This window comes from Paenibacillus sp. S02 (genome assembly GCF_019454065.1).
GTDB lineage: Bacteria > Bacillota > Bacilli > Paenibacillales > Paenibacillaceae > Paenibacillus > Paenibacillus polymyxa_B.
Window position 1 is genome coordinate 609054 of sequence record NZ_CP073682.1, and the last position, 25936, is coordinate 634989.

The window sequence follows — 25936 nt, forward strand, 5'->3', positions numbered from 1 at the left end:
GGAGATACCAGCATGAAACGACATATACAACAGACGCGAGCATCTAAGCGCTGGACCAAAGCGCTCATTCCAGGGCTGATCCTGCCAGGTCTATTACTGGCAGCCTGCCAGCAGGGAGGATCAGGTGGACAGGAAAGCGAGCCGTTGAAGTCATCTACAGCGGTACAGGAGAATGTACAGCCTTCCGCCCAGCCGGATGCGGGCAATGGCAGCACTAGCGCTGGACAAGCCTCTGCGGATACAGAAAGTGGACAGGCCGACCCTGTGATGGCGTTGCGGAGCCAGAGTGCGCTGCAAGCCACGGTTAAGGAAGAGGATGGAACCGCGATCGTCACCAATGCGACTTCTGATACAGTCGTTGTGAACAAAAAGCGCAGCTTGCCTGTAGGCTATGTCCCCGATGACCTGGTGGAGCCGCAGGTGCCATTTTCCTTCGAGGGACCGCATGAAAAGCGGCATTTGCGTAAGGAAGCGGCAGAGGCACTGGAGAAGCTGTTCGACGGTGCGGAAAAAGACGGCATTGAGCTGCGTGCGGTATCGGGATACCGTTCCTATAAGCGTCAGGTATCTATTTTCAACAACAATGTAAAGACAAAGGGGCAGGAATATGCCTCTAAAGTTAGCGCTGTACCGGGTACGAGTGAGCATCAGACAGGTTTGTCCATTGATGTATCCAGTCCAAGCGTGGGTAATGTGCTGGAGCAGTCCTTCGGAGCTTCCAAGGAAGGCGAATGGCTGGAAAAACATGCACCGGAGTACGGATTTATTATTCGTTATATGAAGGGGAAGGAAGATATAACCGGCTATGTGTACGAGCCTTGGCATATCCGTTATGTGGGAATAGACATTGCGGAGGATGTAGCCAAGCAGGGAATGACGCTGGAGGAATATTTCGACGAGAACAATATCAAGCTGTAGCAGTGAAAACCAAGCCGTAATCCTAGAGATTGCGGCTTTTTGTCGTGTTTTTCTTCCAAATTGAACCTTTTCAAGGTAGAATCTCGTATAGTGAACGACGACATAAGCGCTTTGATTTGTTGCAAACCTCATGACAGAAGCGTACAGGAAGGGAAGGGAATCATCATTTATTATTCATTAACGTATCGCGAATGGTCGGAAGACACTCAAAAGGAACTGCGCAGCCTGACACGGGAATCCGTATCGGGAGATGAGCTGTTTCTACGCAAGCTTGTAGACGCTACGCGTCTTTATGACAAACTATGGTCGCATATCTCGAATGAAAGTGAGGAACATACGGATCATTCCGTCTATGTGACTGAATTTACAGGGGAACGTGCAAAGCCTTACGGTGCGTCCATCACAGACCTCGTGCTTGCCAGTGAGGGAGGTTACACTTCCACATACAGTGCAATGTACTGGATATGGCATGAACCTGCATTCCGTAGTATGGATCAGCGGGAAGGCTCGGTATTTACCTTGGAGTTGGCCCAACGGCTATTAGATCACTATACAGTACTGGGTGGCAAAACATATGAATTTATATATTCGGTACTGGACCCTCAGCTGAAAAAGGTACATCTGTTTGTGAAGGAGGTCGATCTGTGATGGAGCACTCTTGGGGAAAAATGAAATCCAAGCCCGGCTCTCGTACACGGATGGCGGCCTTTGCCCTGATGTTGGCTGTCCCGGCCGCTCTGACGGGTTGCGGTGACGACGATTATTATGACTGCGATGAGCTACCTGTATCGGAACAAACGGCGTGTCGGGATTCAGGCAGCAGCGGGTATTACTATGGCGGATCGACTTATTATAGTGGGGGCTCCTCCTACCATAGCAGTCGTTCTTCTTCCAGTTCTTACCGAAAAAGCTCATCCTCATCTTCCAGCTCACACAGCGGTTTTGGCAGCAGCGGTTCACGCAGTGGCTTTTTCTCTGGGGGTTAAGATGAGCATGCGCACGATTCGGCAATTGCCTTATGAACATAATGAGCTTTTTAAGGGTGAAATCAGCCGTATCATCCCATATCACCGCATGTATGGCAAATCCTATTGCGTGCCGGCCTTAACGGTATATCGGGAAAGCGAGCTGGCAGAGCTTCAGACTGCTTCTGAGGCGGTACATCGTATTTATCGCAAGGTTCAGCAATTCGTCCAGCGCTATATGCCGGATGAATACCTGGTGGAACGGTTGGGGATTCATCCGGGCTTGCTGCGTGCTGCACGAATGGAGGCCGAGCCGGATGGGATAACCCGCCAGGACTGGATTGTGGGGGAAGCGGGTATCAAGTGCATAGAGAATAACACCGATACCCCAACCGGGATTCCCGAGGTGGCTTATCTCGAAGGAAAGCTGCTGGAGGTGCTGAGTAGGGATGGAATGTCGGCGGATGACAATGCATTACATGGACCCTCATCTGGAATGGACGAGGCGATTCAGTCTGCCTTGACGGAGTTCATTCATTTTTATAGCAATAAGGGATTAGGAACGAAGGTGTATTTCACTTGCTATGACTGGCACATCGAGGATCAGACGAACACCAAATATATCATGCATTTATGTGAACAAGCCGGGTTTGAAGTGGTTTATGCGCCTTTGGAAGAACTGGAGATTATCCCGAATGAAGGATTGTATCACCGGGGAGAGCAGATCCACATTCTCTATCGCCTGTATCCGCTGGAATATCTAATTGATGACCGGGAAGAGGATACGGGGCTTGAGGTGGGGCAGGCGCTAATGGATATGGTGGCAGACGGGAAAATAGGATTAATCAACCCGCCGCAGCATATCATTACCCAGAGCAAAGGGTTCACCGCAACCGTGTGGTCGCTATATGAGCGCAATGAGCAGACACCAGAGTTCTGCGGTTTTCGCTTGTTTGACGATCGCGAGCTGGAGGTGATACGAACCTACCTGCTGCCTACGTATTTTGAACCCTCGGTGTTTATGCAAAATAAAGAGCCTTATGTGGCCAAAGGTATATGGGGTCGGGAGGGTAAAGGGACGCACTTGATTGAACATCCTCAATCCGAAGAGATGCTGAAAGGTGCTTTGGGAGAGGTTGAACCTGCGCAGACTGACAACCCTGATCTGCTTCACCAAGCTGATGGTCCACGAACACCTGAGCAGGAGGAAGCCGCACATATTGCCGCTTATTACGAGGGACAGCCTAAGATTTATCAGCGGCTGTGGCCGATGCAGAGCGCAGAGGTACAGACCGAGGAAGGGCTATTTCACGGCTATGTGCTGACAGGCATATTCGTGATCGGGGGACGTTTTGCGGGTGTCCTGCCGCGAATCGGTGAAAAGGTAACAGGTGATATGGCCTACTATTGCGCCGCCGCCGTTGCCACCGTACCTCCTAATCCGCCTGTTATATAAGCTGAATTAAAAAATGTACAATATTCGAACATATCTGTTATTTTCACAAGTGAGGATTTTGCAAAATCCTGAAGTATCATAAGGAGGAAGAAAATTGGACTCTCATATCAGTTTGGGCAACGCATTGGGCAATGTGGGTATCGGCCTGCTTATCCTGTTTGCCATCTTAATCGTAGGTTATTTTGTGTTCAGCTTGCTGACACGTTATAACGATAATCAAGAAATCGCACGCGGCAATGAGGCGGCAGGCATCTATATGGGTGCAAAGCTGCTAGGTCTGTGTATCATCGTGGGAATGGTGTCGTACAGCAGTCATTCATGGCTAGATATGCTGACCTGGTCGGCTGTGGGCATTGTAGTGCTGTGTCTGGTCTATGTGATTTTTGATCTGGTGACGCCGCGTACCAAAGTGTGCGAGGAAATTGCCAAAGGCAATGTGGCTCTGGCACAGCTGCTGCGCTCGGTCATCGTCGGGGTGTCTTTTGTGGTAGGTACATTTTTGATGTAGTCGATATAGAGAAGGAATACCAAGGATCTGCAACACCGGACAACGGAGCTGCAGATCCTTTTTTTATGGACATTGTATTCACTGCCCGGCATCAGCTTGTTGAATTGAAGGTTGCGACGATCACTTCCTGTGGGGACTATTCTACAAAGCAACGGGTGATACTGCATAGCAAAAAGGAATTTGCTACAGAGTTCAAACCAAATTGAAGAGAAGGGAATTCTGAACATATGAGTACCACCACCTCCCCAACCAAACAAATTCGGATGGGTATCATTGGCCTGGGTCTTATCGCTGAATATCACATGAGATCACTGCACACCATCTCGGGGGTATCTATTGTGGCCGTTAGTGATGTGAATCCCAATCGCCTTCAAGCCATTGGAGAACAATTGCAACTGCCTGCTTCCAAGCGGTACGCCCATTATGAAGCATTAATCCGTGACTCAGAGGTAGATGCGATTCTGTCGCTGACACCCAATGATGTGCATTTTGACATTATTCGTATTGCGCTGGAAGAACACAAAGCTGTTCTGGCAGAAAAACCATTGACTCTCACATGGGAAGAAGCGGATCAGTTGAAAAAGCTATATACAGCGAATCCGGTGCCTTTGCTGGTTCACTATAAGCATCGCTACGGGGCGGCCTTCCAATATACCAAGCAACTGCTGGATGAGCAAAAGCTGGGTAAAATTTATAACATTCAATTTCGTTATCTAATGGATGCATTTGCGCCATATCGTCAGCATCCGTATACATGGCGTCACAATTTAGCCAAGGCTGGTTCTGGAGTAGTGGGGGATACAGCCTCACATATCATTGATCTGGCCCGTTTTTTGGTGGGTGAATTTAAAAGTGTCGCAGCGCTGCTACATACCATTACACCCGAGCGGTTCGATCCGATCACGAGTCTGCCTGTAAAAGTGGATGTGGAAGATCTCGCTGCCTTTCATGGCATCGTAGGCGACAATACCGTGGGAACCTTTATCACTCATAAAAATGCCATCGGCATACGGCACGATATCGAAGTCGATATCTATGGAGAACTTGGTACGCTACACGCCAGCCTCAATAACCCGGAAAGTATCCGCATCGTGCTGCGTGACCTGGAACACCCGGGTGCCGAATACGAGACTTGGGCTGTCCCTGTAATCTATAATCATACGGCCTATGAAGATTTTGTTGAGCTGGCAAGGGGAAAAACTGTGGATCGTGCTCCCATATTCGAGGACGGCTACAAAAATCAGTGGGTACTTGAGAAAATACTGCAATCATGGAAAGAGAATGGACGTTTAGTAGAAATGTAGGGGATGTGAGGGGAGTCGCTGAAATTCCAGCAATGACAAAGAGTATAAACATGCTGTGACCCGCAAGAGGGTTCCTTGGAAAGAGCAGCCATCTTGCGGTTTAGCAATTCAATATATCTGTAAAGACATCTTTTTCATCATTTTCGCATCGCCACGCTTATATCACTTCAAAATAAGCCTGCCTCAATCTTTTCAATAATGGTCAGCAAGAAGGATTCAGCTAAGCTGTTTTTCAAAATAGCTTGCTTGGCTTCCTCCAGTGTAAACCAACGTGCTTGATCTACCTCCGTACAAAGAACATCCAACTGGTCGTCATTCACAATGGATACAAAATTCAGCATCAGTGTATTGCTTCGTTCAAAATACTCGCTGCGCATATATTGATACTCATCGACTTGTAATCCTACTTCTTCCTTAACTTCACGCACCAATGTCTGCTCGGCGGATTCACCCTTGTTCACATAACCTGCCAATAAAATGAAGCCTTGAATATTGTACTGCTGTATGAGCAGCACCTTATCTCTCTGACTATTCAATATAGCGGTACTGATCGCAGTGCTGAATATCGGGAAACGAAAGACTTGGCATGTATGACAAAAGGGGATAGGGCCTTCGCCTTCACACTCCTTCACCATCAATTTTGTTCCGCATTCATAGCAATATTTCATGTAAGCGCCACCCTTGTATCACATTTTTTAAAATTGTAAATGTTGCTTTTAATGCCGTGTTTGTACTGCAATACTCATCATCTTAATTCTACGATCACTGTTCTGTCTACGAGCGCTTTATTTCTTCTCTTGATCTTTATCCCTTTTCTTGCTGCGTTCTTGCCCGTCTAGCCTCAATCAGCCGCCAGCCTGTTAACAATGCCGCCACAAGACAGATGGACGCGGACGTCATAAAGACTACATGCATGCCTGCCAGAAAAATTTCTGGATGACCCGGGACCAAGCCGGTGACCCGATAACCAGCCTCTTTACTCATAATATAAAAGAGGATGGATGTGGCCAAAGTGATCCCCACAACCATACCGACGTTGCGAACCAGCGAATTGACACTCCCGGCTGAGCCGAGCTGTGTGCGGGGTACTGTAGACATAATCAGCGAGTTGTTCGGCGATTGGAATAAACCACTGCCGATGCCCAGCATGGCAATCCACAGACCCACGAGCGGGATGGAGCTGCCTGCATGCAGTTGGGCCAATCCAATTTGGGCAATGACCATAACGACCAGCCCGGCGAATGTAAGCAGTTCAGATCCGATTTTATCGGAAAGCGCACCGCTGAGAGGGGCCACAATAACCATCGAGATGGGGAGCAGCATCAGCAGGAAGCCGGCATGAAAAGGCGACAAGTTCAGCATATTCTGCGCATAGAAAGGCGAAATGATGTTAAAGCAAAAATTAGCGACGAACACCAGAAAAGCACACAAAATACTGAGCGAAAATAACGGATTTTTGAATAGCGCGAGCTGTAACAGCGGCCCAGGACGACGAAGCTCCAACCTAATGAACATGGCAAAAGCAACTACAGCCACCACCAGCGAAGCAACGATACGTTTGTCTCCATACCCGACCTGCTGTCCCAGCAACAATCCGACGAACAAAGTGAGAATAAAAATAGCAAACACTAAGCTACCGGGAACGTCAATTTTATCTTTCACCTTGATCAAATCCTTCGGAAGAAGCTTCCAGCCAAGAAAGACAGCGACCAGCCCTACCGGTACATTGACCCAGAAAATGTACTGCCAGCCCAGCGACGAGACAATAATACCGCCCAAGCTTGGCCCGGCGATACTGCCCAGAGAAACGAAGGTTCCAATGAGGCCAAGCGCTTTGCCCCGTTCATTGGACGGGAAGATATCTGTCACGATTCCCTGGCTGTTCGCCATGGTCATGGACGCTCCAAACGCCTGAATAATGCGGGAAATCAGCAGCATAGAGAGCGAAGAGCTAAGACCGCACAATAGGGAGCCAAGAATGAATACGATTGTGCCGATTTTGAATATTTTGATTTTACCAACGATATCTCCAAGCTTGCCAAAAAATAAGATAGCGGTACATATCGCCATTAAATAGGCGGTTGTCACCCATTCAATCTGTGCCACGGGTAAATGTAACGTGTGAGACAACACAGGAAGAGCGATATTGACGATGCTTCCATCCAATGTGGACATAAACGTAAACAGATTCAAAACAATTAAAATCAACCAACGTTTCTTCTGGACTTCGATATTCTCTTGATAGGTTGTAGCCGTTGTAGCAGTTGAACTCATCATTACACCTCGTTATCGTTAACAATTTCTATTTAGTTGCACGCGCAACTAAATGAACGGTTCTAGTGTACAGCAAATTAGTTGCGTGTGCAACAATATTATTGTAAACTTTGCTTTGGTCCCAACTGGGGATGTGTCATTTTTAAGCCAATGAGGTGTATTTGATGAGAAAAAAACAACCGATTGGAAAGCTAATTTCCCACCTGTACCGTCGAAATCAAAAAATACTGTCCAAAAAACTGACTCCTTACGGAATCGGTAGTGGAGGACAACACAGCTTTTTAAAGCTCATTTTGCAGCGGCCGGGCATTACACAAGAGCAGTTGACGAATGAACTTAAATTTGACAAGGCAACCACGGCACGCTCTGTGAAACAATTGGAGGAATCAGGCTACATTGAACGGAAAACAGACCCAAATGACCGCCGTTCCCATCTTTTGTCTCCTACGGCCAAGGCGCTAGAATTTTCCCCTGTCCTACAAGGAATATTGGACGAGTCCAATGTCAGCCTTGTCCACAATCTATCTGAAGAGGAAGAGGAGCTTCTTATCGATTTACTGCAAAAGATTAGTATAGACCCTGACGAATAAACAAATAAACAAATCAGGAGTTAGCCAGAGGATCGTGGCAGGTAAAAGAAAAAGCAGCCCTCACAGAGGATACTCTGTGAGGGCTGCTTAATGCCACGTCATTCAGTCCAAGCCAATTCCTTTGAACGCATTTATGACTAACTGTCGCACATAGGAATCGTCTAATGGATAACCGGTTACCAACAATCGATAAAAAACCGGCCCATAAATGAGATCGATACATAATTCAATATCGAGATTCTCCCTCAATTCTCCGCGCTCCATTCCGCGCTCAATAAGAAGCCTAGCCTCAAGTCGCCGAGGGTGGAAATATCGGGTCCGGTATGCCTCTGACAATCCTGAATCAAGTTGCCCTTCGCCTATTAACTCCGTAATGATTTTACCCTCTCGACTTATTAAGAACCGCACTAAATTCGTGGCATGAATGAGAATGTCATCTAATACACAACCCGTGTCGGGCACGGGCAATCTTGCTATGGTGGCTGACAGGAAGCCATCCATCACTACGGCAGCTTTGTTAGGCCACCATTTATAAATGGTGGCTTTGCTAACTTTCGCTCGCTCAGCAATTTTTTCTACCGTAACCGCCCCAAAGCCTTGCTCCAACAGTAAATCATAGGAAGCGTTAAGGATAGATTTTTGCGTCTCGACATTACGTGGACGTCCTCTTTTGCTCTGCACTGGAATGCTCACCTTCTTAACAGATATAAGTAAACACGAAAAATAAACTATACGTTCAGTATATCAAATATCATGTGAAAATAAAAAGTTGATTTTGCCTATTTACAAAACGAAACGTTCAGTATATTATTTGATTATCGAATTAACGAACTATACGTTTAGTATTTAAATTAATGAGGAGGATTATCATGCAAAGAGAACAACAAGCCTTAGAAAGTAACCGTATCTCAAATTGGATGATGTTTTTGTTGGCAGCCGCATGCGGCCTTATTGTTGCCAACCTGTACTATGCTCAAACCCTTGTAGGACCTATTCACGTTGCTATGGGTCTTTCTTCTACAGCAGCGGGCTTCATTGTCACCTTAACTCAAATCGGTTATGTGGTGGGATTGCTATTTATCGTACCGCTCAGCGACATTATTGAAAATCGACGGCTTATGGTCATATCGCTAATCATCACAGTCTGTGCCTTGGTTGTTGCCGCTTTTGCCACCAATGCCCCGTTGTTCCTGACCGCATCCTTATTCATTGGAATTGGATCTGTGGTAGCCCAAATACTGGTGCCGTACGCCACCTATTTAGCATCCGAAGAGCAGCGCGGCCGCGTTGTTGGGAATGTCATGAGTGGACTCTTACTAGGCATTATGTTCGCACGGCCAGTAGCAAGCTTTATCACCAGCATCTGGGGATGGCAAGCCGTATTTATTTTGTCAGCCATTGTCTTGACGCTGTTGACGATTCTGCTCTCGCGAGCTCTTCCAGAGCGCAAGCCTGTGCCTACGGTATCTTACAGTAAATTGATTTTCTCGTTAGGCACTCTTTTAAAACAAACGCCTGCATTGCGTCGCCGTGCCCTGTATCAAGCCTGCCTATTTGGAGCTTTCAGCCTATTTTGGACTGTTGTTCCTTTACGGTTGGCGGATGATTTCGGAATGTCTCAACAAGGGATTGCATTGTTTGCTTTGGTAGGCGTAGGCGGTGCAGTAGCTGCTCCGATTGCCGGCAGATTGGCTGATAAAGGCTGGAGCAAAGTACTAACCGGGCTAGCTATGATCATTGCAGCCTTGTCTTTTTTGCTCATCTATCTTTTTCAAAGTCATTCGACCGTTGCGCTCGTACTTCTCTTTATTTCAGCGATTACACTGGATATGGCTGTATCAGGAAACCTTGTACTTGGACAACGCGTTATTTACTCCTTGGGAAGTGAAGCGAGAGGGCGTTTGAACGGATTATTCATGTCTATCTTTTTCATAGGCGGAGCGATTGGATCATCATTAGGTGGTTGGTCTTATGCGTTAGGTGGCTGGAATTTCAGTGCTCTGATTGGAATCGTCCTGCCTGTGCTGGCTTTGCTGTACTTTTTCACTGAGAAAGAAACGAGTGGAGATGTGCGAAAGAAACAAACCACCTGATAGAGGTCAGCTTTAACCTATGCCGTACGCAAAAGCATAATCATTAAAATGGCTGTTCCCAAGAGAAAACAAAGGGGCGAGTAGAGCACAGTGTCCCATTTTGCAAAAACAGTTCCTTTTTTTCTCTTGAAGAACCCCACCCATTTGAAATCTCCTATAGAACGTAAAATAAATATGCACGATAACAAACCTGCACCGTAGGAATGAAAGAAACTGAAAAACAGGGATTGTGTAACTCCACCTAGTTCTAAAACGAACCAAGCGGCTAAAGCTAGTAGAATAGCTACAACTGATGTCCCTATCTTGGAGGGCTCAAAGAGCAAAGCCGTTCCTGTGCTTGGGATCGCTGCCTTTGCACCTTTTTGTCCGCCGAATACCCAATATAGATGCATGCCGCTCAGTACCCATAGAATTCCGCCAACTACCCATGTAAGTAACTCCAACATGTGGCATCCTCCTTAATTGAATTCATTCGAAATCCACTCTGTCCAAACCATGTGAATATGTTGCTGAATGGCTTCGTCACTTAATGTCTCTTGCTTGTGACGCTCATACCAACCTAAGTAGTAATGGTACAACATCCATGATCTCTGAAAGGCTTTCTCTGGTTGCATTCCCTTCTGTATTAAAAGCTCTTTCATAAACTCCATTCTCATCTGTTCGACTTCATTGAGCAGGGAATGGTAACTATCATCCTTCAATGACAGTTTTCGCAGATAAAACAGAAAATCTCCTCGTTTTGTCTTCCCGAACATCTGGGTTAACAACTCTCTGATCCGCTCATCTGCGGCAGCATGGATGATGGACGCTGCAATAACCTGTTGTGTCGTCTGTTCCTTCCATGTCTCCACAATCTGTCTAATGTAGCTGCTGCGATTGTTAAAATACCAATAAAAACTGCTCTTACTGCACCCTAAAGAAACGGCCATTTTTTCAACTACGAGTTGATCAATTCCACCCTGTTCAAAACGTTCGATTCCTTTCTGAATCCATTGTTCTTCTGTGACAATAATTTTAGGCATCTCTCCCTCTTCCTTTCTGTACGGTATCGTCTAGATAAGTATATATTATAGTGTTTTTAGAGCTATGTAAATAAGGGCACATTGGCTCCTTTAGCCGGCTGATGCATAGGAGGCATCAACTTACATAAACGCCCACTTGAAATACCCGCGAATTTGCTCTATAATGCTGTAGCATATAGTGATATTCAAGGCATTGACCAAAGACATGATTTCCTTGAAGGGCCGTTCAGAGAGAAAAGACGAGGCTGAGAGCTTTTCCGGCAACCGCATGTGAAGTTACCCCTTTGTAGCCGTGACGTTGAACATGTAGCTGTGCAATCTGGCAGTAACATCAGTAAGCGCCTACCGCTTTATCCCCGTTAACGGATACCAATGGAGGGTCACGCATGTCGTGCATGAGCATGTTCCGATGAACATAAATGTACGCACAGGAGCGGGCCGAACTAGGGTGGAACCACGAGCTGAACGCACTCGTCCCTTGAGGGAGAGAGGCGTTTTTTTGCGTTCAATTTTGATATAGAACACAATTTGAAATGGAGGCTTTAATCGTGAGTATTCAAGTGAAATTGCCGGATGGAGCCGTACGCGAGTACGAGCAGGGCGTAACGATCGCCGACGTGGCGGGTTCGATCAGCTCCGGGCTGAAAAAGAACGCAGTAGCAGGTAAAGTGAACGGGAAGGCTGTAGATCTGAACACCGTTTTGGATCAGAACGTTGACCTTGAAATCATTACGCTGGACGGTGCAGACGGTCTGGAAATTTATCGCCACAGTACAGCTCATTTGCTCGCTCAGGCGCTCAAACGCATTTACGGTGAGAAAAACGTGAAGCTGGGTATCGGTCCGGTCATCGACAGCGGCTTCTACTATGACATTGATATCGAAAACCCATTGTCTGTTGACGACCTGGCCAAGATCGAGAAGGAAATGACGAAGATCGCACAGGAAAATCTGCCGATTACACGTCGTGTGGTCAGCCGTGAGGAAGCCACTCGTATTTTTGGAGAGTTGGAAGATCCACTGAAGCTGGAACTGATTCGTGATTTGCCGGAAGAAGCGGAAATTACTATTTATGATCAAGGCGAATTTTTTGACCTGTGTCGTGGCCCGCATTTGCCATCTACTGGCCGCATCAAAGCTTTTAAACTGTTGAGTGTAGCGGGCGCATACTGGAGAGGCGATTCCAACAACAAGATGCTGCAACGTATCTACGGAACAGCATTCCCGAAAAAAGCACAACTGGATGAGCACCTGCATTTGCTGGCAGAAGCGAAAAAACGCGACCATCGCAAGCTGGGTAAAGAGCTGGAACTGTTCATGTTCTCCGAAGAAGCACCCGGCATGCCGTTCTACCTGCCTAAAGGTATGGTTGTCCGCACTGCATTGGAAGATTACTCCCGTGACATTCAACGTCTGCATGGCTATGAGGAAGTACGTACGCCGCTGATGATGAACAACCGTCTGTGGGAACAATCGGGACACTATGAGCATTACAAGGAAAACATGTACTTCTCCGAAGTGGATGAAACTACGTTTGCTCTGAAACCGATGAACTGCCCAGGTCATATGCTTGTATTTAAAAATGAGCTTCATTCTTATCGCGATCTGCCAATTCGTATAGCCGAATTTGGACAAGTGCATCGCCATGAGCTGTCCGGTGCGTTGAACGGTATGATGCGTGTTCGTACATTCTGTCAGGATGATGCACATATTTTTGTCACACCAGGTCAGATTGAACAAGAGATTACAGACGTGATTAAGCTGATTAACGAAATGTATAGTGTGTTTGGCTTTGACTTCACAGTGGAATTGTCCACACGTCCAGATGACTTTATGGGCGAGCCAGCGCTGTGGGATCAAGCGGAACAAGCTCTGCAAAACGTGCTGGATCACCTGGGCATCAACTACCGTATTAATGCGGGAGATGGAGCATTTTACGGTCCGAAAATTGACTTCCACATTCTTGATGCGCTCAAACGCAGCTGGCAGTGCGGAACGATCCAACTGGACTTCCAAATGCCTGAAAAATTCGACCTCACTTATGTGGGCGAGGACAACCAGAAGCACCGTCCAGTCGTTATTCACCGTGCCATCTATGGTTCGATTGACCGCTTCATGGGCATCCTGACTGAGCATTTTACAGGTGCATTCCCATTGTGGTTGGCTCCTGTTCACGCAAAGCTGTTGCCAGTATCCGAGAACTATATTGAGACTGCCAATGAGATACAGGATGCGTTGCTGAAAGCAGGTCTGCGTGTCGAAGTGGATACTCGCAATGAGAAGCTTGGTTATAAAATCCGTGAGGCGCAATTGGAGAAGGTTCCATATATGTTCGTTATCGGGGAAAATGAAAAAACAACCGGTACTGTAGCGGTTCGTAAACGCGGCGAAGGCGATCTGGGATCACTCAGCATTGCGGACATCGTAGAGAAAATCAGCACAGAAATTCGCGAGAAGCAGTAATATTTGATCGAAAAAATGTGTGAAAGAGCCATCAAAACCATGATGAACGTGGTTTTGATGGCTCTTTATTTATAACCAATACATAAGAATCCAGCGTAAGAATGAACCATAGTTTTTGCAGCCTCGACTGAATTCTTAAGTTATCTTGTGCACAAAAACTTAGCAGGTTTGTGGCCGTGAAGTGGCGTGATCTGCAGGGAGGGATAGTGTCTTCAAGGACGACTCTTCGGATTGTTTCGCCGGGGATTCTTCCGCATCCTGTTCCTCGCTAAGCGATAAAATTTCGCCGCGCAACTTCAGCATTTTCTGATCCAGCTCGTAGGTTGCACGTGCGGCCTCGGTCAATCCATTAACGACATGTTCAGGCACTTTCTTATCGAACTTATAGTACAAAATATGCTCCATACTGGCCCAGAAATCCATAGCCAATGTGCGCAATTGAATTTCAACCTTGATCCAGCGTGTGCCCTCAAACAGGATCAGCGGAATTTCCACAATGACATGTAGGCTCTGATAGCCGTTGGGCTTAGGATGGGCTATATAGTCCTTGACCTCCAGAATACGAATGTCTTCCCGTGTGTGAAGATGATCCATCAGACGATAAATATCTTTCACAAAAGCGCACACCACGCGCATTCCCGCGATATCATGAATTTCACGCAATATATTGTCCAAGGTGACTTCATGCCCTTTGCGCCGAACCTTTTCCACGATGCTGTGGGGCTCTTTGATCCTGGTTTTAATATGCTCAATCGGACTAAAACCGTCTAACAGCTTCCATTCCGTCTGGATTAGCTTAATTTTATTCTTTAATTCCTCCAGAGCCAGTTGATAAAGGACGGGAATCTTTCTCCACTCCTCTAGTTGCTTGGCGTTAACACTGTTTTGATCCAGCTGTAGCTGAAATTCCTGCAAGGGTAATGGGACAGCATTCAGGTGCTTCCAATCCGGTTCATTCACAGAGCATTCTCCTAAATGAGGCTTATGATGTCCTCGATCTTTTTCGTAAAAAAGCATTATCGTATACATTGTACACTATGTCAAAACCTACAGGCAAAGGAGCGACGGTCAAAGAAAAAAGAAATACGACAAGAATTATGGTGGTAAAACCGAGTAATCCGATGTATAATTACAAAAATGCTGATTTGGAGCATTTAATTCTTTTTTAAAAAAATCACAAATGTAGAGTATCCATCATTAGATTAAAAATATAAATTACAGAAAAGAGGAAAAGAACAATGGCAAAAGTAGAAAGTTTTCAATTAGATCACACGATTGTAAAGGCTCCTTATGTAAGAGCAGCGGGAGTAGAGCATGATGAAAAAGGAAGCACAGTACAAAAGTATGACTTGAGATTTTTACAACCTAATGAAGACGCACTTCCGACAGCAGCTGTACATACGCTGGAGCACTTATTAGCGACGTACCTGAGAGATGAAATCAAAGGAATTATTGATATCTCTCCTATGGGATGCAGAACGGGGTTCTACTTGATTTTGTGGAATGAACATGAGCCTGAGGAGATTGCACTCGCTTTGGAAAAAACCTTGAAAAGAATTCTGGAAACGACAGAGGTTCCGGCTGTTACTGCTTTGGAATGCGGGAACTACAAGGACCACTCTCTTTTTTCAGCGCAGGAATATGTGAAGATTGTATTAGAGGCGGGTATTAGCCGCGATCCTTTCGAAAGAGTATTTTAAAATCTATGATTTCGATTGACCTATCTCATCAGACAGCGATTGTGACAGGCGGCAAGTCAGGCATAGGCAAGGGAATTGTAGAGCTTTTCATTCAAAGTGGAGCTAAAGTGATTTCTGCTGATATTTCTTATGAAGAGCCGTATAGAGTGGTCAATTCACAGTTGATTGAAACGCAATTGGACATATCCAAACCGGATGATATCGAAAGATGGTGCGATCTACTAATCAGCGAAACGGGAGTTCCTGATATATTGGTGAACTGCGCTGGTACTTCTACGATGGATTATGTCATTGATAGTAAGTTAGCCGATTGGGAAAAAGTATTTTCGATCAATTCAACCGGATTATATGTAACGTCCAAACGTTTTGCCAAAGAAATGGTGGACGCTCGTAAATCAGGACGAATTATTCAAATTGCTTCGCAGGCTGGAAAAAATGGATATCGGGCCATGGGCGGATATTGTGCTTCCAAACATGCGGTTCTCGGCTTGACCAAGGTAATGGCCATTGAGCTTGCCCGGCAAAATATTTTGGTAAATGCGGTCTGCCCTGGCATTGTAGAAACGCCGATGAAGCATCGTGAACGGATTGAAGGGGGCGTCATTCGCGGAATGACCGCTCAAGAAATATACGAAGAAGATTGTTCACAGGTACCTTTGGGGAGAACGGCTGAGGTGGAGGATGTCGCCAATGTGGTGCTATTTCTGGCAAGTCCACTCTCTGCATATATGACAGGACAAGCGATTAATGTTACAGGTGGAATGACGATGCACTAGCATACTAGCATGATCTGGGGGAAAACAACATGAGGAAATCGTTCGTTTTACTATTAGGGATTAGTTTATTATTAGTTGCTGCAGGATGCGGTAATAAAAGTTCAGACAGCAATGGCTCCAGTGCCGCTTCCGGTTCGGAAACGCAAAAAGTAGTCATCGGCTCCATGGGCTCTGACGCCCAGATATGGAAGCATATTGCCCAGTCCCAGGCCGCCAAGGATGCCAAGCTGGACATTGAAGTGAAAGAAATTAACGGCGGAATCGAAACGAACAATGCGACCAAAGAAGGCGAAGTGGACGTAAATGCATTCCAATCATGGGCGTACCTGGTTAGCTATAACAAAGAGAGCAAAGCCGATTTGAAGGCTATAGCCACAACCTACCTGGAGCCTATGGGGATTTATTCGCAAAAATTCAAAAGCATCGATGAAGTGACCGACGGGGCTCTGGTAGCTTTGGCAGATAACCCGGCCAATACAGCAAGAGGTTTAAAGTTATTGGAAGCCTCCGGTTTGATTAAGCTTAAGGCTGACTTTAATGATGCCTTGGGTACAGTCAATGATATTACTAGCAATCCTAAAAACCTGAAATTTGAACTCATTGATGACAAAACAGGACCACGAGTGATTCAAGATGTAGGCTTGGTGCTGATTGGGAATACGATTGCTTTAGAAGGGGGTCTGAATGTACTGAAAGATTCCTTGTTCCATGAGGAAATCAGTCAGGCAACCAAAAATAATATTAACGTCCTGGTTACTTCATCCGATAAGGCGAATGACAAAGGGCTGCAAAAGTTAGCGGATCTCTATCATAACGAGGATACTCAAAAATACATTAAAGATGAATTTGGCGGTACCAAAGTAGAGGTTAAAGAGCCGGTTTCTTATTTGGAAGGACAAACTACAACAAAATAAACTTATGAGATCAGCCAGTTTTTCTGGCTGATCTTTTTTGTTCGCAAGAGGCCTCTTACCAGTAGTCGGGTAGAACGTCATCTCTGCTCTTGGAGTCCACGCCGAATAGGTGACAAACGTTGAGTTGATGTCGCCCCATCCTCCAAATGAGTCAGCGATTGTACTTTTAGTAGTCGGCTTGAGTTTGAGCATGGGTTTCAGTTCGATAATGTTTGGGGGAGAATCCCTTTACCTTTTTGAAAATTTTCGAGAAGAGTAAAGGGTCGCTATAGCCGACTGAACGGGAAATATCACCTATCGAAAGTTCAGCGTTTCCCATCATTTCACATGCTTTGTTGATCCTATAGCGAACCAAATAATCCTGAATGCTTGTGTTCACTTGTTGTTTGAATAACGAACATAAATAGCTTCGATTGAGTCCAATAAAATTTGCAATGTGCTCAATGGTAATTTTCTGAGCATAATTCATTTCAATAAAATCCTTCACTTTTTCAACGTAAATTTCCGCCCGGCTTTCCTTTTGTTCAGGAGGTGTTACCGGACCGAACTCTATAAGCTCCGATAACATTAAGCAAAGCAGACCGGTCAGTCTGGTTTCCCGAGCCTTATGGCATCCACTTGATTCGTTCATGAGCTGTAAATACTGATAAATCAAATGGTCTCCTTCAAAGTCGAGAATTGGACGCGTCATCGTTAGGCCTGCTTGCTTGAGGAGTGTTTCTGCCAGTGCCCCGTTAAAACCAAACCAGCAATAAGACCAAGGATTCACTACATCGGCTTGATAATAAGTGATGACCTGGGGACAGATTAGAAACCACTGTCCTTTCCGCAAGCGATAACTGCACCCACCGACCTCGAAGGTACCTTCTCCGTCCAAAATATAATGGAGCAGATAGTGATCTCTTATCGCAGGTCCAAAAAAGTGCCCCGGTATGCATTCCTCCATGCCAAACTGAGTTAGATACAATTCAGAGTGCTGTTTACTACGTGGCAAATATTCTATCACGCTAAATCTCCTTATGTAAATTATCAAGCATTATAACATAAATAGTGAGTACCATGCCATGTACTTCATATCTAAAATTAATATATCATTTCTGTAGAACCTATTGCGACTAATGAGGAGCTTATCAAGCTTTACACCATGTGAATTTAGTTGATGACTGTTACAAAAAGGTTCTTCTATGTCCTATTTTAAGTGCGGATTTCCAATGGGTATGACTAGAGGGAGGGGTTGTTTTTCCAATGGGTATCATTGTTCAAGAGCAAACGGGGCTGTTTCATCTACAGTCGTCGGGCATGAGTTATATTATTCAAGTTGTGGATGGATTTCCTGTGCATGTATACTGGGGAGATAGGCTGAAGCATCGCGAATCAACTGCCGATCTATTGCCTCACACTTCTGCGAAGGCTGGATTGGATCGGCTACCGCAAGAGTATCCGCAGTATGGGAGTGGAGACTTCCGTAACCCGGCGTATCAGGTAGAACTTGAGGATGGAACTCGTATTACGGAGTTGAAGTACGATGGTTATCGTATCATGAAGGGAAAGCCATCATTAAGCGGGCTTCCGGCCGTATATACCGAGAATGAAGACGAAGCGGATACGTTGGAACTTGAATTAAAAGATGTCTTTTCAGGTCTTAAAGTTGTTCTTCTTTATACCGTCTTCGCAGATCGAAACGTAATCGCTCGTTCGGCTCGTTTGAGTAATGCGGGGGAAAAGAATCTTAGGCTCCTTCGTGCACTAAGTGCCAGTGTCGATTTTTCGGGTAAAAGCGATTTGGAGTTCATGTATCTTTCGGGAGCATGGGCTCGGGAGGGGAATATTACCCGCAAACCGATTCTTCAAGGTGAAACCCGAATTGATAGTAAAAGGGGCATGAGCAGCCATCAACTCAATCCTTTTACTGCATTGGTCACTCGCGAGACAACGGAATGCTATGGCGAGGTATTCGGCTTTAGCCTCGTGTACAGCGGGGGCTTTGAGGCGGGAGCGGAAATGGATTCATTTGGCTCAACACGGTTTAGTATCGGCGTGAATTCCTTTGACTTTTCGTGGTTACTGAGCCCAGGGGAGAGTTTCCAAACGCCAGAAGCAATTATGGTTTACTCCGGTCAAGGACTGGGAGATATGTCGCGGACGTATCATCGCTTGTATCGGACTCGACTTTGCCGAGGGAAATATCGGGACGAAGAACGCCCTATTCTGGTCAATAACTGGGAAGCTACCTATTTTGACTTCAATGCAGATAAGTTGGTATCGATAGCGAAAGAGGGGGCTGAGCTAGGCATCGAATTATTTGTCTTAGATGACGGTTGGTTCGGAAAACGGGATTCCGACAATTCGTCTCTCGGCGATTGGTACGAGGATCGTCGGAAGCTGCCAGACGGACTTGCGGATGTCGCGAACCGTATCAATCGGCTGGGGCTTAAATTCGGGCTCTGGTTTGAGCCAGAGATGATCTCTCCAGACAGCGAGTTGTACCGGGAGCATCCGGATTGGTGCCTTCACGTTCCGGGACGCAGGCGCAGCGAAGCCAGATGGCAGCTAGTGCTGGACTATACTCGCAAGGAAGTGCGCGATTTCATCTACGATTCGCTGGCTGCCATTTTCTCCAGCGTGCCGGTTTCTTACGTGAAATGGGATATGAACCGCTGCCTGACGGAAATCGGTTCCGCTGCTCTGCCGCCGGAACGCCAATCCGAGACTGCCCATCGCTATGTTCTTGGATTGTATGAGCTGTTGGAGCGCATCACCACCGAATTTCCGCATATTCTTTTCGAGAGCTGTTCAAGTGGCGGAGGGCGCTTTGATCCAGGAATGCTTTACTACATGCCCCAAGTCTGGACTAGTGATAATACCGATGCGGTGGAACGCCTGAAGATTCAATATGGAACTAGCCTTGTCTATCCTGTAAGTGCAACCGGAGCGCATGTGTCGGCAGTTCCGAATCATCAAGTTGGACGCATAACGCCCCTTGATTTTCGAGGTGATGTCGCCATGTCCGGAAATTTTGGATATGAGCTTGATCTCACGAAATTCACCGATGAGGAAAAAGAGACGGTCAAACGCCAAATCACAGCCTACAAGCAGATTCGTGGTTTAGTACAGAAGGGTGACTTGTATCGCCTAAAGAGTCCGTTTGAAAATAACGAGTCGGCTTGGATGTTTGTTACCGAAGACCAAGAGGATGCCATCGTCTACTATTTTCAAGTGATGGCTGTTCCGAACGCACCCTGGCGGGTTCTGCGCCTTGACGGACTTAATCCAGAGCTCGAATACGAAGTTCAGTCAGGAAATAGCGGAGAAAAGTCTATCAATGGGGGGGATAGGCTTATAAAGTTGGGCCTCCCTCTTGTCTACGGACAGAAAGACTATGAAAGTGGATGGTTCAGGCTACGGGCAATAAGGCCCGGCAAGGCGTAAAGGATCAGTACAACTGCCGAAAGAGAAAAGACAATTGATTGAGTTATGCCCCTTTTTGTATGAAAAGGGGCATTTTGCGTACAGCAGCTGTATTGATCGAGGAGGGGGAAGCCATGTTTTTTATACGAATGATGAATGACATGAAACTGAGGAAGATGTGGGAGTTACATTTGAATGTTGATTGAAAACAGGATCATCAACAGAGTAAGTCATTACGCTGACGGCTGCCTCATTCCTTAATTAATGAATTCATTTCTAAATTTCCGGAATTCATTAGGTGTTTTTTTATGATGTCTCTTAAAAGACTGAATGAAGTGATTTACATGATTGAACCCCACTCTGTGGGCTATTTCAGTTATTGTAGAATCTGTTGAAATTAATAACTCGCTGCTTTTCTTGATACGGTACTTAATTAAGTAGTCGTAAGGTGTCATATGAATGGTTCTCTTAAAACTACGAGTGCATTCCGAAATACTTAAATGTGCTATAGCAGCAATTTCTTGTAGTGTTATATTGTCTGAGTAGTTTTGATGGATAAAGCTGAGCATCAATTGAAGTCGCTCCTGTTGCAATTTCATGTATTTAGGTGCTTCCTCAGAAGACAGCGAAATATTAGATATTAAGACTAACCATAATTGTGCCGTTTTGATGGAAACCTCGTATTCCCAGCCCCATTTTTTTTTCATATCAAATTTTTGTTTCATATCCCAAAGCATTTGCAGTATTTGAATTTGCCATTCAACATCTCCTTTGATTTCTAATGACAATAAGAGAGAGTTTGTATAAGGCAGTACATAGTTTTTTTCCATCGCACTATCTGCATAAAAGGCCAGCAGCTTCTCAGGGAAATTAAAACTGACATATTGACCGTTATGTGTAAGGTGTGTAGTAACGTGAAGAACACCTTTATTAATTAAAATGGCCTGACCTGTTTCTAATTCATGATCAATGCCGTTAACTTGTATCACTAGCTTTCCTTTGGTAACCAAAGTGATTTGTAGTTCCTCATGCCAATGTAAATCGTTGAATCCTCTACCTTCAGGACTACTTGCATGAATAGTATGGGTGTACATGATGTATGGAAATGAAACATCGGGATATAGAATGGTCTCATGCAATTGTTTTTTCATTTTAGCGAGGTCCTTTCTGATGACGATATTTCTATATAAATTAAAGATATAGTTACACAAATAAAATAAAAGTGGTGATATTATTATACCAGATCTTCGGCTTATCATTACAATCCTGTGCACAGGCGATTGGATAAGACATCTTGGAGGCGTACATGTGAAAATAAATCAATCGTCGTTACCGTTTCATCCGTATATTTTGCTTTTAATCAGCATACTGTCTGTTTCTATCTCATCCATCATGATAAAATCCTCAGATACTCCAACCTCTGTGGCTGGGATGTACAGATTGTATATGTCAGTACTCATAATGCTTCCTTTTGTACCTTGGAAAATGTTTCGTTCCTTAGAAATGAACAAAAAAGATTGGAGTACTGTTTTCATAGCTGGTCTTTTTCTCGGGTTATATTTCTTGTTTTGGATGGAATCTTTAGTATATACCTCAGTTGCGAGCTCCATGGTCATCTTATCCTTACAGCCTTTATTTGTAATGATGGGTTCATACTTTATGTTCAGAGAACGAGCAAACATATTAACCATTCTTTGTTTGATCGCCGCTCTTGTCGGTTCAATCATTATAGCTTGGGGAGACATAGGGATTTCGAGAGAGGCATTAATCGGAGATGGATTATCTTTATTAGGAACAATCTTGGTTTCAGCATATATGTTGGCAGGACAGAAAGTAAGCCACAAAATAAATGCAAATTTATATAGTGTTATTGTTTTTTTTATTGGTGGCAGCGTCATGCTGGTCTACAATTTGTTGAATCATTATTCCTTGATCGAATATGACTCGTCGGATTGGATGTATTTCTTTTTACTTGCAGTAATCCCAACTATTTTCGGACAATATATTTTTAATTTGTTGTTGAAATCAATGGGTGCAACTACGGTCTCAGTTGGTATTATTGGAGAGCCTGTTCTTGCCATAATTCTCGCCTACTTATTCTTGGGAGAAATAATCTCTGCATTTCAATTCATAGGTGGAATCATGACTTTATTCGGTATGGGGATGTATTTTTGGGCAAAATCTTTAAAGTATACTACAGTTGCAAAATATTAAATTTGAAACTGATTATCGCGAAATTGAAGAAAACAATCGATGAGGAGAATGTTTAGATGGCAACGATTGATGATTTTTTGAAACTAGATATTCGAGTTGGAACCATAATTAAAGCTGAGTTTTTTGCAGAAGCAAAAGTACCTGCTATTAAACTTGAAATTGATTTTGGACAAGATATCGGAATAAAAGCTTCGAGTGCACAAATCACAAAAAGATATGTGGCTGAAGATATTATAGGGGAACAAATCATAGGTGTAGTCAACTTTCCACCTCGACGGATAGCAGGCTTTAAGTCAGAGGTATTGGTCCTTGGAGGAATTCCCGAAAAGGGGGATGTGGTTTTATTGAAACCAGGTATCAAACTACCTGATGGAACACCTATTGGATGATTGATCGGCTGTTTAATCAGTAAAATATATAACTTCACAACAGGCAAGGCATTGAACTAACGGGATACGATTCTTCAATAGCAAGTTGAAATAGATAGCGGCAGACTAGGACTTTATTTTCACGTCCTAGTCTGCCGCTTTTTCTTTTATTGGTCTGTCTAAAGCTTATTTGATTCATTAAAATCTGCAACAGTTAGGCTGGAAATCACGAGTGTCACCAGTCCAGTAAAAGCACAGTTCTCCAATACCAGCTATACGCCTTATACCTATCTGGCTGGGATGCTGCGTGTCCCCTCTGTCATCGGGGAGGCGCAGAGCGGGCACACCGGCGGCGTGCCTGTGATAGCCGCGCTTGTACGGCGTCCGCTTGTTGTGTCGCGCCGCATCCACGCCTTGCAGGCGTCGTCGGTGCATTTCCACACGGGCACGTTGATGCGTGGCTCCGCCGAAGACCCTGCCACCGACGAGGTCGTCCGTGTCGTGGCGCTGCCTGGTCCCGGCCTGCTGCTCACGCGGGTCGCTGTGCCAGACACTGGCGATCCAGCGCCAGCACGGCTGCTATACCCGGAAGCACCCTTCGGTTGGCCGAAGCTGCTGCGGCGTGCTTCCGGCTTGGAAGCCTCAGGAGTGACTCCATAGGCTTCCAGCAGGAAGCGTGACACGGCGGCAGGCTTGCCATGATTAGAGGCGGGAGAGGTGATGTACAGCAACTCCTTCGCCCGGGTGACGGCCACATAAGCGAGGCGGCGCTCTTCTTCAAGCGCTGCATCGTTATCCACAGCCGTAGTCGGGGCGGCGCCTGCCCGCCGATCCTCCGGCAGCTCGCTGTGCAGCGCCGAGCTGTGCGGCAGAATGCCTTCGCTGGCTCCGATCCAATATACGCAAGGGAATTCCAGCCCTTTGGCGCGGTGGATCGTCATGAGCCGAACAGCATCGCTGTCTTCTTCTCTGCGCAGCGATTCCATTTGGCGGTGACGCTCGGAAAGCTCGTCCGCAAAGCTGACGAACGCCTCCACGGTGTCAAACCGCTTGGCTGCCGTTTCGAGCTCCTCCAGACTTTCTTGCATCGTTTCCTTATAATGAGTCCACGCGCCCGTATCTCCGCTTTCCAAATATTTGTCATAAAAGATGCGCCGCATTTCTTGAATGGCATAGGCAGGCTTCATTGTAGTGAGACTGCGAATCAGACGAATACGCTCTTTCACCTGTTCACGCTGAAAATCACGTAGTCGATCCCAGCGGCTGAGATGGATCAGCGGGTATTTTTTAGCCTGCTGTTTCTCCTCGCGCATAATCCATTCCATCCCCGCCTCACGGGAGACGTACAGCGGCCCAAGGGTGCTCGGAATGGATTCCATACGCCGGGGATTCAGCGACAAGCGCAGGTGATCCATTAAGGGACGAATCAGGGACTGATCATAAAATACAGCCCCTGCTCCGTACTGAATAAATGGAACATCCCGCATAATTAATTGCTCAAAAATAGACCGGCTTCCGCTGGCTGTCCGGTGCAAAATAGCGATATCCCGGTAGCGCAGCCGACCTTCCTCTACCTGTCCGAGTAGATGGGTAACAATATGCCCCGCTTCCTCCTCGGGTCCGGATGGGGTGGCAAACTGCGGCGGCAAGCCTTCACGCCCGGCAGCTGAAAGACGCTTGGAGCGTCGATGAACATTTTTGGCGACAATGTTAGAGCCCAGCCCCAAAATCCGCGCATCGCTGCGATAATTAATATCCAGAGTAATGACCTTAGCATCCTTATAGACCTTGTCAAACTCCAGAATGGATTCCTGGCGTGCCCCATTAAAGGTATAGATCGTCTGATCATCATCCCCCACAACCATCAGATTGCGATGTCGGGCAGCCAACCGCTGCACCATCTCATATTGCAGGGCATTCGTATCCTGAAATTCATCGACCATGATATGTGAAAAACGTCGCTGAAGCGGCTGAAGCACATCCGGGTCACGCAGCAGTGCGGAGGCACGCAGCAGAATATCGTCAAAATCCATTTTATTGCGCTCCTGTTTCCATGCTTCATAGGCGAGCATGGCACGCTTGGCATCCGATTCCTCGCGCACGGTTTCCGGCAGCTCGTCCGCGCTGCGGCCTTCCGCTTTCCAGGCGGAGAGGGCAGACAGCAGGCTTTCTGGCTGGAAAGCCTCGCTGAGCCCAAGCTGCCGCAGCATCATTTTCATGACGGTATGCTGGGCCTGCGTTTCACCGAACACTTCATCTTGCACGCCGCGATGACGTAGCATCGCTAAAGCGAATGAGTGAAAGGTGCGTGCCTGAACTGCACGTGCAGCGGCAGGGCGCACACCGGGTAATCCCGCGATGCGCAGTTTCATTTCGGCAGCTGCCTTGCTGGTGAAGGTCACCAGCAGAATGGACGATGCAGGGACATCCCGCATCGCCATCAGGTAGCCTGCGCGGGCAGCCAGCACTGTGGTTTTGCCGCAGCCAGCCCCTGCAAGGGTCAGAAGGGGGCCTTTGCCGTGGCGGACGGCCTGGATCTGCGGGCGGTTCAGGTGAATGCCGGCGTTCTCTAAAGCACGAAAATAGGCCGAGTCTTGGTCGGTGTCGGGCACCAGCGTTATACTGGTATCCATGGAAGCACGACGTGCCTGAGGGCTCGACGTTGAATAAGGAACCCCGATGGGTCGGGGGTAAAAAGAAGGATTTGGGTCCATAATCCTGAAACCCCTTTCGTTCTTAAAATCTTCCATTTTCACAAATGGGGGTAGTTTTTGGTATGATAGAGTTCTAGTCAGCTTTAGCTGACGATAAGAACAAGGCGATGGACTAAAATAATGCTGAAATTCATGCGGATCTTGCCGGAGCGACAGAACGTCAATACGTTGACGCCAATGCCTATAGCCTTCAATCAGGCGATATGACCGCATTCCATTATACAGGAGTTCGAGGTTTGCCAACAGAAAA

At 46.2% G+C, this 25936-nt stretch carries 25 protein-coding genes; 16 read left to right on the forward strand and 9 right to left on the reverse strand.

Features of this window, described 5'->3' with window-relative positions:
* Positions 1–12: 12 nt before the first annotated feature.
* The 7 genes from KAI36_RS02715 to KAI36_RS02745 all read left to right on the forward strand — a co-directional run bounded on the left by KAI36_RS02715 (position 13) and on the right by KAI36_RS02745 (position 5151).
* Positions 13–918 carry a M15 family metallopeptidase gene (locus KAI36_RS02715; protein WP_220026864.1) on the forward strand — a complete coding sequence of 302 codons (906 nt, stop codon included), beginning with the start codon at positions 13–15 and terminating at the stop codon, positions 916–918.
* Between the two features lie 90 nt (positions 919–1008).
* Complete coding sequence (locus tag KAI36_RS27080; RefSeq protein ID WP_258382235.1) at positions 1009–1566, forward strand: hypothetical protein; 558 nt, start codon at positions 1009–1011, stop codon at positions 1564–1566.
* Complete coding sequence (locus tag KAI36_RS02725; protein WP_220028031.1) at positions 1566–1904, forward strand: hypothetical protein; 339 nt, start codon at positions 1566–1568, stop codon at positions 1902–1904. The genes KAI36_RS27080 and KAI36_RS02725 overlap by 1 nt, the downstream gene beginning before the upstream one ends.
* Position 1905: 1 nt before the next feature.
* A complete protein-coding gene (locus KAI36_RS02730; protein WP_220028030.1) occupies positions 1906–3339 on the forward strand; it encodes a glutathionylspermidine synthase family protein in 1434 nt (477 codons plus the stop codon).
* A gap of 94 nt (positions 3340–3433) precedes the next feature.
* Positions 3434–3847 carry a DUF350 domain-containing protein gene (locus KAI36_RS02735; RefSeq protein ID WP_053324534.1) on the forward strand — a complete coding sequence of 138 codons (414 nt, stop codon included), beginning with the start codon at positions 3434–3436 and terminating at the stop codon, positions 3845–3847.
* A gap of 65 nt (positions 3848–3912) precedes the next feature.
* Positions 3913–4053 carry a hypothetical protein gene (locus tag KAI36_RS02740; RefSeq protein ID WP_220026865.1) on the forward strand — a complete coding sequence of 47 codons (141 nt, stop codon included), beginning with the start codon at positions 3913–3915 and terminating at the stop codon, positions 4051–4053.
* Between the two features lie 21 nt (positions 4054–4074).
* Positions 4075–5151: a Gfo/Idh/MocA family protein gene (locus KAI36_RS02745; protein WP_220026866.1), complete on the forward strand. Its 1077-nt coding sequence runs from the start codon at positions 4075–4077 to the stop codon at positions 5149–5151.
* A 167-nt stretch (positions 5152–5318) separates the two neighbouring features.
* Here KAI36_RS02745 and KAI36_RS02750 read toward each other — a convergent pair whose 3' ends face one another.
* Both KAI36_RS02750 and KAI36_RS02755 read right to left on the reverse strand, forming a co-directional pair.
* Positions 5319–5819 (reverse strand): NAD(+) diphosphatase, encoded by a 501-nt coding sequence (locus KAI36_RS02750; protein WP_220026867.1) that lies wholly within the window; start codon positions 5817–5819, stop codon positions 5319–5321.
* A gap of 136 nt (positions 5820–5955) precedes the next feature.
* A complete protein-coding gene (locus KAI36_RS02755; protein WP_220028032.1) occupies positions 5956–7425 on the reverse strand; it encodes an MFS transporter in 1470 nt (489 codons plus the stop codon).
* Positions 7426–7589: 164 nt separating this feature from the next.
* On the opposite strand from KAI36_RS02755, the gene KAI36_RS02760 reads away from it, so the two are divergent.
* A complete protein-coding gene (locus KAI36_RS02760; RefSeq protein ID WP_025719761.1) occupies positions 7590–8015 on the forward strand; it encodes a MarR family winged helix-turn-helix transcriptional regulator in 426 nt (141 codons plus the stop codon).
* Positions 8016–8117: 102 nt separating this feature from the next.
* Here the strand turns inward: KAI36_RS02760 and KAI36_RS02765 are convergent, their stop codons facing one another.
* Positions 8118–8696 carry a TetR/AcrR family transcriptional regulator gene (locus KAI36_RS02765; protein WP_220026868.1) on the reverse strand — a complete coding sequence of 193 codons (579 nt, stop codon included), beginning with the start codon at positions 8694–8696 and terminating at the stop codon, positions 8118–8120.
* Positions 8697–8884: 188 nt separating this feature from the next.
* On the opposite strand from KAI36_RS02765, the gene KAI36_RS02770 reads away from it, so the two are divergent.
* Complete coding sequence (locus KAI36_RS02770) at positions 8885–10108, forward strand: MFS transporter (protein ID WP_220026869.1); 1224 nt, start codon at positions 8885–8887, stop codon at positions 10106–10108.
* A 17-nt stretch (positions 10109–10125) separates the two neighbouring features.
* Here the strand turns inward: KAI36_RS02770 and KAI36_RS02775 are convergent, their stop codons facing one another.
* Both KAI36_RS02775 and KAI36_RS02780 read right to left on the reverse strand, forming a co-directional pair.
* Positions 10126–10554 carry a DUF3995 domain-containing protein gene (locus KAI36_RS02775; protein ID WP_220026870.1) on the reverse strand — a complete coding sequence of 143 codons (429 nt, stop codon included), beginning with the start codon at positions 10552–10554 and terminating at the stop codon, positions 10126–10128.
* 12 nt (positions 10555–10566) lie between these two features.
* Positions 10567–11130, reverse strand: coding sequence for a TetR/AcrR family transcriptional regulator (locus KAI36_RS02780; RefSeq protein ID WP_220026871.1), 564 nt, complete (start codon positions 11128–11130; stop codon positions 10567–10569).
* Between the two features lie 548 nt (positions 11131–11678).
* Here KAI36_RS02780 and thrS point away from each other — a divergent pair.
* The gene (gene thrS, locus KAI36_RS02785; protein ID WP_220026872.1) at positions 11679–13592 is read left to right on the forward strand and encodes a threonine--tRNA ligase; all 1914 of its coding nucleotides are present in this window, start codon (positions 11679–11681) and stop codon (positions 13590–13592) included.
* 159 nt (positions 13593–13751) lie between these two features.
* Here thrS and KAI36_RS02790 read toward each other — a convergent pair whose 3' ends face one another.
* On the reverse strand, positions 13752–14552 hold the full coding sequence (locus KAI36_RS02790) for a GTP pyrophosphokinase (RefSeq protein ID WP_023986812.1): 801 nt from the start codon (positions 14550–14552) through the stop codon (positions 13752–13754).
* A 278-nt stretch (positions 14553–14830) separates the two neighbouring features.
* Between KAI36_RS02790 and KAI36_RS02795 the strand changes: the two genes are divergently transcribed.
* From KAI36_RS02795 to KAI36_RS02805, 3 genes are read left to right on the forward strand one after another with little or no spacing between them, the layout of a single operon-like run.
* Positions 14831–15292: an S-ribosylhomocysteine lyase gene (locus KAI36_RS02795; protein ID WP_007428584.1), complete on the forward strand. Its 462-nt coding sequence runs from the start codon at positions 14831–14833 to the stop codon at positions 15290–15292.
* 5 nt (positions 15293–15297) lie between these two features.
* On the forward strand, positions 15298–16068 hold the full coding sequence (locus KAI36_RS02800) for an SDR family NAD(P)-dependent oxidoreductase (protein ID WP_220026873.1): 771 nt from the start codon (positions 15298–15300) through the stop codon (positions 16066–16068).
* A 29-nt stretch (positions 16069–16097) separates the two neighbouring features.
* Complete coding sequence (locus KAI36_RS02805) at positions 16098–16982, forward strand: MetQ/NlpA family ABC transporter substrate-binding protein (protein ID WP_025719774.1); 885 nt, start codon at positions 16098–16100, stop codon at positions 16980–16982.
* Positions 16983–17148: 166 nt separating this feature from the next.
* On the opposite strand, the gene KAI36_RS02810 is transcribed toward KAI36_RS02805, so the two are convergent.
* Positions 17149–17988, reverse strand: a complete 840-nt coding sequence (locus KAI36_RS02810) for an AraC family transcriptional regulator (protein WP_220026874.1) — start codon at positions 17986–17988, stop codon at positions 17149–17151.
* A gap of 239 nt (positions 17989–18227) precedes the next feature.
* Between KAI36_RS02810 and KAI36_RS02815 the strand changes: the two genes are divergently transcribed.
* Positions 18228–20411, forward strand: coding sequence for an alpha-galactosidase (locus tag KAI36_RS02815; RefSeq protein WP_220026875.1), 2184 nt, complete (start codon positions 18228–18230; stop codon positions 20409–20411).
* A gap of 236 nt (positions 20412–20647) precedes the next feature.
* Here KAI36_RS02815 and KAI36_RS02820 read toward each other — a convergent pair whose 3' ends face one another.
* Positions 20648–21541: an AraC family transcriptional regulator gene (locus KAI36_RS02820; RefSeq protein ID WP_220026876.1), complete on the reverse strand. Its 894-nt coding sequence runs from the start codon at positions 21539–21541 to the stop codon at positions 20648–20650.
* Between the two features lie 157 nt (positions 21542–21698).
* Between KAI36_RS02820 and KAI36_RS02825 the strand changes: the two genes are divergently transcribed.
* Both KAI36_RS02825 and csaA read left to right on the forward strand, forming a co-directional pair.
* The gene (locus KAI36_RS02825) at positions 21699–22604 is read left to right on the forward strand and encodes a DMT family transporter (protein WP_220026877.1); all 906 of its coding nucleotides are present in this window, start codon (positions 21699–21701) and stop codon (positions 22602–22604) included.
* 56 nt (positions 22605–22660) lie between these two features.
* Positions 22661–22993 (forward strand): chaperone CsaA, encoded by a 333-nt coding sequence (csaA, locus tag KAI36_RS02830; protein WP_104497192.1) that lies wholly within the window; start codon positions 22661–22663, stop codon positions 22991–22993.
* A gap of 266 nt (positions 22994–23259) precedes the next feature.
* On the opposite strand, the gene KAI36_RS02835 is transcribed toward csaA, so the two are convergent.
* Positions 23260–25686, reverse strand: a complete 2427-nt coding sequence (locus KAI36_RS02835) for a UvrD-helicase domain-containing protein (protein ID WP_220028033.1) — start codon at positions 25684–25686, stop codon at positions 23260–23262.
* Positions 25687–25936 lie beyond the last annotated feature (250 nt).